Here is a 13729-nt window from a genome sequence, read left to right on the forward strand (position 1 = left end):
GGGGCTTCTCGCCACTCGGGGGCGGCCCCCGGGGGCGCCCCCCCCCCTCAGTCGCGGGCCCCCCCCCCCCACGCCCACGACCCCATGTGCACGGCCGAACCCTGGTACCGGAAACCGGGCGTCCAACCGTCCGCTTTCGACACTCGGACGCCCGGCCTCGTCGGCGCTCAGCCGATCTGCGGCACCTCGTCGCTGACCCGCACCGCGAACTCCGACCACAGGTCGGCGAACTGACGGGCCAGGTCGGCAACGATGTCGGTGCAGTGCGGGGGGACGTTGTTGATGATGGCGTCCCACTCCTCCTTGCGCACCGTGTGCAGCGCGAGCAGGCGCAGCAGGTTGCGTCCCGTCTCCGTGAACCGCAGGGCCGGGTCGGCCGTCAGACGTTTCACGAGCGCGGCCCGGTCCAGTACCGGCTCCCCGCGGGAACGGCCGCCCGGGCGGGCGAGCCCCAGTGCGGTGACCTCGGACCGGTCGGTCCGGGTGTCGGTCGCGCCTCGGCGCCTGCGCGGCAGCGGGTCCTCGCCGTTGCGCAGCCGGTTGCGTACGTCGCGGGCCGTCTCCGGGGAGATGCCCGCCGCCCGGGCCACCTGACGTAGTGACAGGCTCGGGTCCTCGGTGAGCAACTCCTGTGCGTGCAGCCGCCCCACGCTGCCGTCGACCGGTCGCAGCCGGCCGTCCTGGCCCAGGCGGTGCCCGGTCGACCCGGCGTCCGAGCTCATCCGGCGCCGCAGGTCACCGACGGTCCCCGGGGAGATCCCGGTGACGGAGGCGACCCGCCGGTCCGACCACTGAGGGTGCGTCACGATGATGCGGTCGGCGGCGCGTTTACGGTCCGACAGGGCCAGTGGCAGACCGTGGGCGACGTTCAGTCTCACCGCCAGGACGAAGGCCGCCGCCTCGTCCCCGTCGAAGAACCTGGCGGTGATGGTGTGTCCGCCCCGAAGGCGGGTCGCCTTCAGCCGGTGGAAGCCGTCGATGACACGCATCGTCGACCGGTGCACCGTGATGGGCGGCAGCGGATCCTGGATCGCGGCGAGTATCTGAATGTGTTCGGGCCGCTCTCCGGCCAGTCGTGGTGAACCCGAGAGATCGAGCGTGTCGATTTCGACTTCCACGACCGGCTGTTGATCGAGTTCTTCCTCCTCGGGTTCCGTCCCGGCGCCTCGCTTTGCCTGGGATTGCGGGAACCACCCTGTTTCCAATGCCCTCGACTCCCCCCGGACGATGTTGAGCAAAAGATCTCAGCGGTTATCGTGCTTCCGCGTATGTGTCCGAAATTAACAGCATCGAATCCACATCGAAACCCCTGCTCGCAGCGCCCGGACGACCCTTACACCCCCTGTTTCCTAGGGGTTTCGAGAGCCGGGTAAACGGCGGGAATGGCACGTTCCTCGGAGGAGTGGGAGGTGCCGTGGGAGGTCAGTTCGCGCGGGCGACCCGGCGGGCGCCGGGACGGGAGGCCAGCGGCATGGCGAGGGAACGGCCCATCAGCGGCGACAGGATGGTGACGGCGTCGGCGATCTCCCGGATGTCGTCTCCGGTGAGTGCCTGTTCGCCGTCGCACAGCGCCTGTTCGGGCCGCGGGTGCACATCGACGATGACACCGTCCGCGCCGGCCGCGAGCGCGGCTCGGGCCAGTGGTACGACCAGATCGCGGCGGCCCCCCGAGTGCGAGGGGTCCACGATGACGGGCAGGTGCGACAGCCGCTGGACGACCGGGACGGCGCTGATGTCCAGGGTGTTGCGGGTGGCGCTCTCGAAGGTGCGGATGCCGCGCTCGCACAGCACGATGTCGAGGTTGTCGCGCTGGGCGATGTACTCGGCGGCACTGAGCCATTCGTCGATGGTGGCGCTCAGACCACGCTTGAGCAGGACCGGCCGGCCCGACCGGCCGACCGCCTGGAGCAGCGCGAAGTTCTGCATGTTGCGGGCACCGACCTGAAGCATGTCGGCGTAGGAGGCGACCATGTCGACGTCGCCGGGGTCGATGACCTCCGTGACCACCGGAAGTCCCGTCTCCGCGCGGACCTCGGCGAGGATCCGCAGACCGGCCTCGCCCAGTCCCTGGTAGGAGTAGGGCGAGGTGCGCGGCTTGAACGCGCCGCCGCGCAGCAACGAGGCGCCCGCCTTCCGGGCCAACAGCGCGGCCTGGAGGGTCTGTTCGGCGCTCTCCACCGCACAGGGCCCGGCGATCAGGCTGAGCGTGCCGGGCCCGATCGGCACCCCGCCGACCCTGACCACGGAGCGCGCCGCATGATGCTCCCGACTGACCAGCTTGTACGGGGCGGACACACGCATGACCTGGAGGACGCCGCGGCGACCGCCCAGGTTGAGTGCCTCGAAGTCCTCGACGTCACCGACGAGTCCGACGATGGTGCGGGAGACTCCGCGGCTGACGAAGGCGTCCCCGCCTGCTGCGCGCACGAGTTCGACGACGGCCTCTATGTCTTCCTGGGTGGCTTCCGGGGCCATCACCACGACCATGACTACTCCTCTGTCTGCTGACTGCTGCACGACGCGGACGACATGCGCGGGGCGGGGCAGCGACACCCCCTCCGTGCGGGGGATCACCGGCGGGGGTGTCGCCGTATCAGGTGGTGGCCAGGGCCTCGGTGGGCGGCAGCCGGGCGGCGCGGACGGCCGGGTAGAAGCCGGCGAGGCCGCCGATGGCGAGGGTGGCGCCGACGCCACCGACCATCGCCCACAGGGGCACCACGGACGGCAGCCCCTGGTAGGCGGCGTAGCCGGCCGTGACTCCGATGCCCAGGAGCACGCCGCCGAGTCCGCCGAGCGCGGACAACAACAGTGCCTCGGACAGGAATTGGGTGCGGATCTGTCCGCGGGTGGCGCCCAGTGAACGGCGCAGGCCGATCTCGGAGCGCCGTTCCAGTACGGAGATCACCATCGTGTTGGCGACGCCGACACCGCCCACCAGCAGGGCCACACCGCCCAGGCCCAGCAGCAGTCCGCTGAGCGCGTCGTCGGTGGCCTCCTTGGCGGCCAGCGCGTCGGAGGGCCGTGAGACGTTGACGCCGCTGGGGTTCTCCGGGTTGGCGGTGGCGCCGAGGACGGCCTGCACGTCGTTGACTGCGGAGTCGTCGGTCCGTGTGTAGACGGCCGTGGGGTACCCGTCGAAGTCCAGGAGCTGCTCGGCGACCGGCCATCCCACGAGGGCCGCGGAGTCCAGTTCCGGCAGGAGTTCGTTGGGGGCGAGCAGGCCGACCACGGTGAACCACCGTCCGCCGATCCACACCTGGACGTCCTCGCCCGCCTGGTGGACGCCGACCTGCTGCGCCGCCTTGGCGCCGAGCACGACCGCCGGATAACGGCTGTTGGCGCCGTTCAGCCACCGTCCGTCGACGAGCTCGGCCCCGATGCTCTTCGGCAGGTCCGTGCGGGCCGCGTTGACGGTGAGGCCGCCGGTCTCCTCCTTGGGTATGTGGTCGTTGCGGTAGATCTTCGCGCTCGTCTTGCCGATGGCGGAGACCGACTCGACGGCGTCGATGTTGCCGATCATGCCGACCGCCTCGTCGGGCAGATGCGCGGTGTCGCCGCTGATGGACTGCCCCGGGGTGACGGTGAGCAGGTTCGTGCCGAGGGACGCGAGCCTGCGGTTGAGTCCCTCGGTGGACGAACTGGAGATGCCGACCACCGAGACCATGGCGGCGATGCCGATCGCGATGCCGAGCGCGGACAGGAAGACCCGCATCGGCCGGGACCGCAGACCGGAACCGCCCACGCGGACCACGTCGGCCGGGCCCATCCTGGCCGGCTTGGGGCGGGTCGGCGGCGGCAGCGCCGCCCAGTCCCGTTCCACCGTGTCCGGCTCGGTGTGGAGCGTGCTCATGAGGTGATCTCCTGGGGGACTCGGTCGGCGAGTTCCGCCGGGCGGCCGGAGTCGTACTCGATCAGGCCGTCCCTGACCCGGACCTCGCGGGGCAGGGACCCGGCGATGTCCCGGTCGTGGGTGATGACCACCACCGTGGTGCCCGCCTCGTGCAGTTCGTGCAGCAGCTCCATCACCACGGCGCCCGAGCGGGAGTCCAGCGCGCCGGTCGGTTCGTCGGCGAGCAGCAGCGGCGGATCGCCGAGTACGGCGCGGGCGATGGCGACGCGCTGTTTCTCACCGCCGGACAGCTGGTGCGGCTGGTGGTCGAGCCGGTGGCCGAGGCCGACCCGGCGCAGCGCGGTCTCGGCCTTCCGGCGCCGCCAGGCGCGCGGCCTGCCGCTGTAGAGCAGCCCGTCCGCGACGCTGTCCACCGACGCCACGCCGGGGGCGAGGTGGAACTGCTGGAAGACGAAGCCGATGGTGCCGGCCCGCAGTGCGGACAGTTCACGGTCGGAGAGCTCGTCCGTGAGATGTCCGGCGATGCTCACCGTGCCGGCGGTGGGCCGGTCGAGGGTGCCCATGATGTTGAGCATCGTCGACTTGCCCGAGCCGGACGGCCCGACGATGGCGAGCAGTTCGCCGCGTCGGATGACGAGGTCGGCGCCCTTGAGGGCGTGGACGTCGCCGTAGGTCTTGGTGACCCCGCTCAGATGGACGACGGGGTGGGACGGACCGGTCACTTGGGAACCCCCACGACCATGCCGGCCTTGATACCCGTCCCGGTCACCTCGACCAGGTTGCCCGCGAACATGCCGAGCTTGACCGGGACGTACGCGACACCCTTGTCGGTGACGGCCTCCAGGGCGTAGCCGCCGCGTTGCGCGGTGAGCGCGTTGACGGGTACGGCGAGGACGTTCTCGCGGGTCTCGGCCTTGAGGACCACGTCGACCTGGGCGGCCTGGTAACGGCCCAGCTTCTTCTGGTCCTTGATCTCCAGCTGTACGGGGATGGTGGCCTCGTCGCTGCCGCCGCTGCCGGACTGCTGGCCCGAGTCGCTGCCGGAGCCACTCTGGGTGGGCGGCGGGGTGCCGACGTCGGTCACCACGGCCTCGACGGTGGTGTCGTCGGGGAGGGTGACGGTCGCCCTGGTGCCCTTCTTGACGAGGTCCTCGTACTGCGGGTCGAGGTCGACGTTCACGACCCGCGCGGTGCCCGTCCAGGACAGCAGGCTGCCGCTGAGGAGGGCGCCGGGGACCGACTTGACCTCGGCGACGCGGCGGGCGCTCGACGCCACGACGGCGTCGCCCACCTGGACGGTGCCGGTCTCGGGCCGGTCGAGGTCCTCCTGCCATTCCTCGACGGCGTCGGCCGTGCCGGACGTGTAGGTGTCGTCGACGGTGAAGCCCGTGTAGCCGAGGGCCTTGAGGTTCTTCTCGAGGATCTTGACGTCCTCGCCCTCGTCCCCGGTCTCCAGGGTGCGGTACAGGGGGATGGAGCCGTACAGCAGCGGCACCTTCTCCTGTCCGACGCGGTAGACGGTGTCGCCCCGCTTGAGAACGACGCCGTCGGTCGGCAGCCAGGTGATGACGCCGGCGGCGGTGCTCCCGCCGGAGCCCTGCTGACCCGTGCCCGAGCCGGTGCCGGCCGAGGCGGCCGGGGCCTGTACGTCGGTCGCGTCGCCGTAGCTGAGGTTGCCGTTCACCGTCTCGGTGGCGGTCAGCGTGGTGCGCTGCACCTTGGTCGTGGCGGGCGGCCCGGACGGCGCGGTGTTCGCGGAGCCCTCGCCGTCGCTGCCGAACGTTCCGGACGCGGCCATCCCGGCGGCCGCGGCCACCGCGATGGCGATCACCACGAACAGCGCGGTGCGCAGCGGACGGCGCCTGCGGCCGCCGCGGGCGGGTGCCTGGTCGTCGGCGTCGGATCCGCCGTCGCCGCCCGTGGTGGCGGGCGGCTCGGCACCCTCGCCGGCCCGGGTGTCCGCCACGGTGTCCGGTGCCCTGCGCTCCAGTGCGTTCGGTTCCTCGCCGCGCACGGCGAGCTCGGTCTCGTCGGAGGTCGTCACTGGCCCGGCCCCGGTCCCAGCATCAGGCCGCCGCCCGGGTACTTGTCCTGGCAGGCCTGCTGCGCCTTCTGGAACTGCTCGGGCGTGATCCCCGCGGCCTTGGGGTCGATGGTCATGTTGCCGCCGTTGATCTCCGGGTCGGGCAGCTTGGTGAGCCCGTTCTCCCGCAGGCACTTGGCCCATTCGGCGACCTTGGCCGAGTCGAGCTGGCCGCCGCCGGCGGCCGCGCCGCCCCCGCCCTGCGGCATCTTGTCGCGGCAGGCCTCCTCGGCCTTCTGGTACTCGCTGGAGTTCGGGTCGACGTCACCGGGGCTGATCCGGACCCCACCGGTGTCCTGCTGTGGGTCGGGGAAGCTCGGGACGCCGTTGGAGCGCATGCACTGCGCGTAGTCCAGGGCCTTCTCGAAGGGGCTGGTCGGCGAGGCCGAGGCGCCGGCGCCGACGTCGGTCGACGCCTCGGTCTTGGGGTCGTCGGAGCAGCCGGTCACGAAGAGGGCGACAGCGAGTGCCGACGCGGCCAGTGCGGTGTGCGAGAGAGCTCGCTTCTTCGGAGTGAACATGCGCCCAGTTCTACGCAGCGGCCGGTCACACGACGGACACAAAAGACGGCACCAGCAACACCCATGACATCGGGACACGAAGAGGCCCGGTGGGCTGCGGGACGAGGGGCTCTCGTCCCGCAGCCCACCGGGCCGTGGATCGACGTGCGGTGGTCGGTCAGGCGGCGCTCCCGGAAGCCGCCGTACGGGCGCCGTCGGGGGTCGCGGGAGCGACGCCGATCAGCGAGGCCAGCATCGAGATGAAGTCCGACAGGGTCGGATGCTCGACGACGGCTCGGGTGTCCAACTCGACCTGGTAGGCGTCCTCTACGTCGGTCAGGACGTTCAGCGCCGCCAGCGAGTGACCGCCGAGGGCGAAGAAGTCGTCCGTGTCCCCCACGTCCGGTACGCCGAGTTCGGCACACCACAGGGAGACCACGAACCGGCGCAGCTCCCCCGGGCCGGCCCGGCCGGCGGTGTCCTCGTTCATGGTGCCCCCCTCGTGCTCATAGTGTCTTCCCCGTGTTTCATGGTGTCCCCTCGCCGTTCATGGAGTGTGATCGCGCCCGAGGGACACCGCGTCGCGGCCCCCCGCACCGATCCGGTCAGCCCGGCACCCGGTGCCGGAATCTTGAGCAGGACCTTGCCGTCGTCGTCCGACTGGTCGAAGACCGCGGGCACGAACAGCGCGCACATGCCGCCGCCCACGCATCTGTCGCGGTCGACCTCGATCTCCAGCTCCCCGTCCACGCGTTCTCCTCTCACCAGGCCACCGGCAGCCGCTCCAGCCCGTAGGCGGGCGACCTGACTCGGAAACGCACCTCGTCGGCGGGTACGGCCGGGCGCAGCGAAGGGAAGCGGGTCAGCAGCGCGGTGAGCGCGACGCGTAGTTCGACGCGGGCCAGCGCGGCGCCCAGGCAGTGGTGGATGCCGTGTCCGAAGGCGACGTGGGGCACCGGGGCGCGGCCGGGGTCGAAGCGGTCAGGGTCCGGGGTGAGCGCGGGATCGCGGTTGGCCATCGGCAGCGAGCAGACGACGTTCTCGCCCGCGTGGACCAGCTCCCCGCCGATCACGACGTCCTCCAGGGCGATCCGGGGTGTGGGGGCGTGCGGGACGGACAGATAGCGCAGCAGCTCGTCGATCACCCGGTCCGCGGTCTTCGGGTCGGCGCGCAGGGCGGCCAGTTCGGCGGGGTGTTCCAGCAGGACGAGTGTGCCCAGGCCGATCATGCCGGAGATGTTGTCCAGTCCGGCGAGCATCAACAGGACGCACAGGCCGCGCAGTTCCTCGTCGGTCAGCTCGTCGCCGTGGTCGCGCACGAGGGCGCCGAGGAAGCCGTCGTCGGGCTCCTTGCGCTGCCGTTCCACCAGGCCGGTGAGGTACCGCAGGAACGACTCCCCCGCGCCGGCCCGGCGTTGCCGTCCCCGTGCGGCCGACAGGTGCGCGTGGCCCCGGCGCAGGAAGTCGTCGCGGTCGTCGCGGGGCACTCCGATCAGCTCGCACAGCACCGCTCCCGGCACCGGCGACGCGAACCGCTCCACCAGGTCGGCGGGCGGCCCCAACCCCTCCATGGCGTCGAGGCGTTCGGTCACGGTCTCGGTGATGTACGGCTCCATCCCGCGCAGACATCGGAGGGTGAACTCCGGTGTCAGCAGGCGGCGCAGCCTGGTGTGCTCGGGCGGGTCGTAGTCCATGAGCTGACCGACGGACTGCTCCGGCCGGCCGCTGTCGGGCGCCGCCGGCCCGTGCGGGGTGCCGGTGCGCCGGCGGGTGGAGAAGCGCGTGTGGTCGCCCAGGACCTGGCGCACCTCCTCGTACCCGGTGACCAGCCAGACCGGCCGGCCGTCCGTGCCGGGGCCCACGGGCAGGCGCACGACGGGGCGGCCGCCGGTGAGTGTGCGCAGGTCGTCCGAGGGGTCGAAGCGGGTGCGGCGGGTGTGTACGGGCACGGCGGTCGTCTCGCGTGGCATCTCGTCCCCTACCAGGTGACCGGCAGCGCGTCGACGCCGTAGTTGGGAGCGAGCGTGCGATAGCGCAGTTCCTCCGGCGGCACCGCGGGCCGCAGTTTGGGGAAGCGGGCGAGCAGGGCCGGGAAGGCGATCCGGAGGGTCAGCCGGGTCAGCGGGGCGCCCAGGCAGTAGTGGATGCCGTGTCCGAAGGCCAGGTGGGAGGTGATCTCCCGGGTGATGTCGAGTTCCTCGCGGGGGGCCTGCGGGGACGGCACGGCCTGGAAGCGGTTGACGGCCATCAGTGAACACACCACGGTCTCCCCCGCCTTGACCTCGTGCCCCTCGATGGTCAGGTCCGTCAGTGCGGTGCGCGGGGAAGCCGTCGCGATGACCGAGACGTACCGGATCAGCTCCTCGACGGCCCGGTCGACCACCTCGGGCCGGTCCTGGAACAGGGCCAGTTGGTCCGGATGCTGCATCAGCGCCAGGGCGCCGAGGCCCAGGGTGCCCGCGACGTTCTCGAACCCGGCGGCCATGGTGGTGGCCGCGGTGCCGACCAGTTCGTCGTCGGTGATGTCGTCGCCGTGCTCCCGGATCAGCCTGCCGAGCAGGTCCTCGCCGGGGTCACGCCGCTTGTTCCCGATCAGCTTGTGCATGTACGCCATGTAGGCCTTTCCGGCCGCCTGTTGCTGCTGCCGGCTGCGGTTGGTGGCGCGCGTGATGTCGAGGTTCCGGGCCAGTTCGGCGTGGTCGTCCTGCGGGATGCCGAGCAGCGCGCAGCTGACCAGACCGGGCACGGGCCAGGCGAAGTGGCGCATGAAGTCGGCGGGCGGACCGGCCAGTTCGAGGGCGTCGAGCCGGTCCGCGACGATGTCCGCGATGAGGGGCTCCAGCCGTCGCATGCGGCGCAGGGTGAACTCCGGGGTGAGGAGCTGGCGGAGCCTGGTGTGCTCGGGCGGGTCGTACTGGAGGAGGTTGCCGGGCTGGATGAGACGGCGGGAGTCCTCCTTGCTGTCCGCCGGGGGCAGGGTGCTGAACCGCTCGGCGTCGCCGAGGACCGTGCGGACCGTCTCGTTGCCGGAGGCGAGCCAGGCACGCGCCGAGGTGCTCGGTGCGGCGGTCTCCGTGAAGGGGCACTCCCGGCTCGTACGACCCAGTTCGGGCAGCGGATCGAGTCCGGCCCGGCGGTTGTGCAGGGGTATTTCCGGGGGTTTCGGCATCGGCGATTCCCTTTCTCAGTTCTCACCGCGGGTTCCGTGGCCCACCGTCCGAGTGTGAAATCGCACGGCGTGGGCGTCAACGAATGTCCAACTGACCAATTCCGGGGGGAAATACGGGGGTGCCGGAATCTCACTCCTTTTCCGCGCCGACGTATTTCCCGAGTTTCTCGGTGAGCACGCGTCCGATGTGCGCGGCCGGGGTGGGCTTGAGCATCTCCTTGTGGCGGGCGGCGATCTCGTGCGACTCGACGTCTCCGCCGACGTACGGCGTCCAGCTCGCGACGGCCTCCCGTACGGGCTTGTCCTCGGGGCGGTCCTGCGTCGCGACGAAGACCAGCAGGTCGCCCCGGATGTGACCCGGTGTGTGGTCCGGCATGAATCCGGCCGTGTTCTGTATGACCTTCCTGACGTTCTCCAGCGCCGGGCCGCTCACACCGGTGATGTCCTGGCCGCCGGGGCCGCGCTGCATCCGGCGCCCGCTGTCCCGTCCTTCGGGTGTCTCCTCGTCGTCGTAGGTGTACAGGGACGTGCCGACGCCGTTCCGGGGGTAGGCGTCGAGCATCGCGAGGAGGGCCACTTCCTCGCCCAGTTCCTCCAGCCGGGCGGCCACGGCGTGGGCGAGGACCCCGCCGAGTGACCAGCCGAGCAGGTGGTAGGGGCCGGTGGTCTGCACCGAGCGGATCTGCTCGGCGTAGTCCGCCGCCATCTCCTCGATGCTGTCCGCCGGCGGTTCGGCGCCGGTCAGACCGCGTGCCTGGACGCCGTAGACCGGCAGGTCCTGCGGCAGGTACTGGAGGAGGGCGGCATAGATCCAGCTCAGGCCGGTCGTCTCGTGCAGGCAGAACAGCGGCGGGCGGTCGCCCGTGGCGCGCAGGGGGAGCAGCACTTCCAGCTCCCGGCTGTCGGTGACCGTGCGCCGGGCCCGGGACGTCCTGTCCCGCTCCTCGCCGGGGTCGCGCAGTACCAGCAGCCCGGCCGAACTCCGCCGCGCCCGTTCCCCGGTCCGCAGCATCCGCTCGCCCGCCTTTCCGTAGGGGGAGGCGACGAAGCGTTCGGCAGTCAGGGAGGCGCCGCCCGTGAGTCCGCGGGACAGCGGGGTGCCGGTCACATAGACGTCACCCACGACCCCCGGCGGAACCGGGCGCAGCAGGTCGTCCAGGACGAGTGCCCGGCTGCCGTGCACGGGCCTGCCCGCCGGAAGGCGCGCCGGCATCGAATCGCCGGGCAGCGGCCGGTGTTCGAGCCACGGCCCCGCCGTCCCGACCCCGGCGAGGCTGCTCACCAGCGGGGTCCGCGGATGCAGGTCCAGCCACTCGCGGGCCTCGTCGTCGACGACCGGCCGACCGTTCTCCACCACCGTGACCTCGGCGAACGGACGGTGTCCCGCCTCCGGTCCGATGACCTTCCGCAGCCGCTCCCGGGTGGTGACGAGGGTCGTGTCCTGCCCGTCGGCCAGGGCCACCGCGTCCTCTCCCGGCACGACGAACCGGACGCCACCGCCCGCGCTCAGCGACGCGAGCAGCGGTACGAGGAACGCGCCGACGGGAGCGCGCGCGTCCAGCAGCGCGGGTGCGGTGCCGGTGACCGCGGTACGCAGCCGGTGCGCCGTCTGGTGCAGCAGCGCCCGGTGGTCGACGACCGAGCCGAGAAGGGAGCCGTCCGCCACCGGCGCGTCGAGAACGACGGCAGCCTGACCGGGCCGGGAGGACGCGGGCACGGCTCCGTCGCTCGCCACGACGGCAGGGAACTCCGCGCCCTCCTGAGTCAGGTCGTCGATCCACAGCACCGGGATCCTGCTGTCCGCGTTCATCCGCCCCGCCATGGCCGCCGTGCAGACCAGCGCGGCGGGCCGACTGCGCGGCCCCGGACCGTCCGCGCCGCCGACGAACGGCCGGGTCGGATCGACGAAGGAGCACACACCACCGGCCTTCAGTACGCCGATCACGGCGACGGTGAAGCCCACCCCGGGCGGCAGCATCACGATGACCCGCTGCTCCGCACCCACGCCCCGCCGGGACAGCCGGCGCGCGAGCAGGTCGGTCACCGAGTCCAGCGCCCGGTAACCGAGCGCCCCGTCCTGCCCCTTCACCGCGACGGCCTCCGGCGTCCGTGCCACCTGCTCGGCGAGCAGACCGAGCACGGTGTCGTGGGCGAGGTCGCCCGCGGGGTCCACGGACTCGCCGACGAGCCGGCGCCGCTCCTCCTCCCCTAGCAGCACGTCCACCTCGCTCAGCCGCGCCTCCGGATCGGCCGCTACCTGCTCCAGCACCCGAACGAGCCGCTCCGCGAGCGCGGTCGCGGTCGCGGCGTCGAAGAGCTCGGTGGCGTACCGCAGCAGTCCCTCGATGCCGTCGGGCGTGCCGTCCCCGTGGGTGCGCTCGTTCAGCGCGAACCACAGATCCAGCTCGGTGTCGCCACGTACGCCGTCCAGCCGCGTGGTGCGCAGTCCGGGCAGGTCCGCCGCGTCCAGTTCGTCCACGCTCAGGTCGCTGACCTCCACCAGTACCTGGAACACCGGGTGGCGGGCCGCCGAGGCCGGCTGCCCGAGCACGTCCACGAGCCGCTCGAACGGCACGTCCGCGTGCCGCAGAGCCTCCTGGTTCACCTCCCGCACGCGGCGCAGCAGTTCCCGGTACGTCGGATCACCGGACGTGTCGGTGCGCAGCACCAGCGGGTGGGTCAGCGGCCCGACCACACCCTCCAGGTCACCTTCCTCGTAGCGCCGCGAGAGCCGGGTTCCGAGCACGATGTCGTCACCGGCACCGAGCCGCGTCAACAGCAGCGCCAGGGCTGCCTGTACGGCCATGGAGGCCGAGGCGTCCTCGGCTTCGGCGGTGTCCACCAGCCGGTCGTGCGCGTCCGCGTCGAGGCTCAGCGGCACGGACCCGGTCCGGTGGTCGGCCAGCACCGGTCGCGGCCGGTCGAACGGCAGCGGCAGCTCCGGCTCCAGATCGGCCAGCCGTTCCTTCCAGTAGGTGAGCTGGTCGCTGACGAGACTGTCCGGTTCCTCCGCGCCCCGCAGCAGCTCCCGCTCCCACAGCGCGTAGTCGGCGAACTGGAGCGACAGCGCGGCCCGTTCCGGCTTGCGCCCTGTCCGGCGGGCACCGTAGGCGGCGGCCAGGTCACGGACGACGATCTCCAGCGAGGCGTCGTCGGCGGCGATCCGGTGCACGACCAGCAACAGCACGTGCTCCGTGTCGGACAGTCCGAACAGGTCGGCCGCCCAGGGCAGTTGACGCGCCAGATCGAGCTCGCGACCCGAGCGCTCGGCGAGCAGTCCGGCGAGTTCCTCCTCGCCGGCGCGGGTCACGGACAATGCGGGCCTGGCCGCGATGTCGTCGGCGTCCAGGACCTGCTGACGCAGGTCGTCGGCTCGCCCGCCGGTGAACCGCGTACGCAGAATCTCGTGCCGCACGGCGACGTCCCCGAGCGCCGCCTCCAGCGCCGAACGGTCCAGAGCGCCACTGAGCCGCAGGGCGACCGAACTCCGGTGGGCGCCCCCCGCCTCCTCGGCCAGGCCGGCCATCAGCCAGGTGCGCTGTTGTTCCACCGAGACCGGTATCTCCTCCGGCCGTTCGGCCGGCCCGAGCTCCGGCCGTGCCTTCGCCGCGAGCATGCGGGCCACACCCACGGGCGTCGACGCGCCGAAGAACTGCCGCATGCTCAGGTCGGAACCGAGTTCCTCCCGGATACGCGCGGCGAGCCGCATCGCCAGCCCCGAATCACCGCCCAGGTCGAAGAAGTTGTCGTCGACGCCGACCCGCTCCAGTTCCAGCACCTCAGCGAAGAGCGCGCACAGCTTCTCCTCCGTCTCCCCGACCGGCGCACTGTCCGAGACCCGTCCCGCGAAGTCGGGGGCGGGCAGGGCGGCCCGGTCGATCTTGCCGTTGGGGGTAAGAGGCAGAGCGTCGAGGACGAGGAGCGCGGCCGGGACCATGTACTCCGGGAGCCGATCGGCGAGATGCGCGCGGACCTGGCGCATGTCGATGTCCTGCCCTTGGCCCTCGGGCCGGCTCTGCGGGACGAGGTAGCCGACGAGTTGTTTGTCGCCGGGGCCGTCCTCACGCGCGACGACCACGGCCTGGGCAACAGCCGGGTGCGCGGTCAACACGGCCTCGATCTCGCCG

At 71.9% G+C, this 13729-nt stretch carries 11 protein-coding genes; all 11 read right to left on the reverse strand.

Features of this window, described 5'->3' with window-relative positions; all coding sequences use genetic code 11:
- Window positions 1–167: 167 nt before the first annotated feature.
- Window positions 168–1118 (reverse strand): streptomycin biosynthesis protein, encoded by a 951-nt coding sequence (locus ACIP6U_RS48455; RefSeq protein ID WP_401729930.1) that lies wholly within the window; start codon window positions 1116–1118, stop codon window positions 168–170.
- A gap of 304 nt (window positions 1119–1422) precedes the next feature.
- The gene (gene aroF / locus ACIP6U_RS48460; RefSeq protein WP_401729933.1) at window positions 1423–2487 is read right to left on the reverse strand and encodes a 3-deoxy-7-phosphoheptulonate synthase; all 1065 of its coding nucleotides are present in this window, start codon (window positions 2485–2487) and stop codon (window positions 1423–1425) included.
- Window positions 2488–2593: 106 nt separating this feature from the next.
- Entirely contained in the window at window positions 2594–3766 is a 1173-nt protein-coding gene (locus ACIP6U_RS48465; protein WP_401729945.1) for an ABC transporter permease, read from the reverse strand.
- A gap of 80 nt (window positions 3767–3846) precedes the next feature.
- Window positions 3847–4572 (reverse strand): ABC transporter ATP-binding protein, encoded by a 726-nt coding sequence (locus ACIP6U_RS48470; protein WP_401729935.1) that lies wholly within the window; start codon window positions 4570–4572, stop codon window positions 3847–3849.
- Window positions 4569–5894 (reverse strand): peptidoglycan-binding protein, encoded by a 1326-nt coding sequence (locus tag ACIP6U_RS48475; RefSeq protein WP_401729936.1) that lies wholly within the window; start codon window positions 5892–5894, stop codon window positions 4569–4571. Before ACIP6U_RS48475 ends, ACIP6U_RS48470 begins: the two co-directional genes overlap by 4 nt.
- Window positions 5891–6454: a hypothetical protein gene (locus tag ACIP6U_RS48480; RefSeq protein WP_401729937.1), complete on the reverse strand. Its 564-nt coding sequence runs from the start codon at window positions 6452–6454 to the stop codon at window positions 5891–5893. The genes ACIP6U_RS48475 and ACIP6U_RS48480 overlap by 4 nt, the downstream gene beginning before the upstream one ends.
- Before the next feature lie 157 nt (window positions 6455–6611).
- Window positions 6612–6923, reverse strand: coding sequence for a phosphopantetheine-binding protein (locus tag ACIP6U_RS48485; RefSeq protein ID WP_401729938.1), 312 nt, complete (start codon window positions 6921–6923; stop codon window positions 6612–6614).
- On the reverse strand, window positions 6920–7183 hold the full coding sequence (locus ACIP6U_RS48490) for a ferredoxin (protein ID WP_401729940.1): 264 nt from the start codon (window positions 7181–7183) through the stop codon (window positions 6920–6922). The genes ACIP6U_RS48485 and ACIP6U_RS48490 overlap by 4 nt, the downstream gene beginning before the upstream one ends.
- Window positions 7184–7194: 11 nt before the next feature.
- Window positions 7195–8403: a cytochrome P450 gene (locus ACIP6U_RS48495; RefSeq protein WP_401729941.1), complete on the reverse strand. Its 1209-nt coding sequence runs from the start codon at window positions 8401–8403 to the stop codon at window positions 7195–7197.
- 8 nt (window positions 8404–8411) lie between these two features.
- On the reverse strand, window positions 8412–9602 hold the full coding sequence (locus ACIP6U_RS48500) for a cytochrome P450 (protein WP_401729943.1): 1191 nt from the start codon (window positions 9600–9602) through the stop codon (window positions 8412–8414).
- A gap of 130 nt (window positions 9603–9732) precedes the next feature.
- Window positions 9733–13713, reverse strand: coding sequence for an alpha/beta fold hydrolase (locus ACIP6U_RS48505; RefSeq protein WP_401729946.1), 3981 nt, complete (start codon window positions 13711–13713; stop codon window positions 9733–9735).
- Between the last annotated feature and the right edge of the window lie 16 nt (window positions 13714–13729).

Origin of the sequence: Streptomyces sp. NPDC088794, from assembly GCF_044750545.1 — a bacterium.
GTDB lineage: Bacteria > Actinomycetota > Actinomycetes > Streptomycetales > Streptomycetaceae > Streptomyces.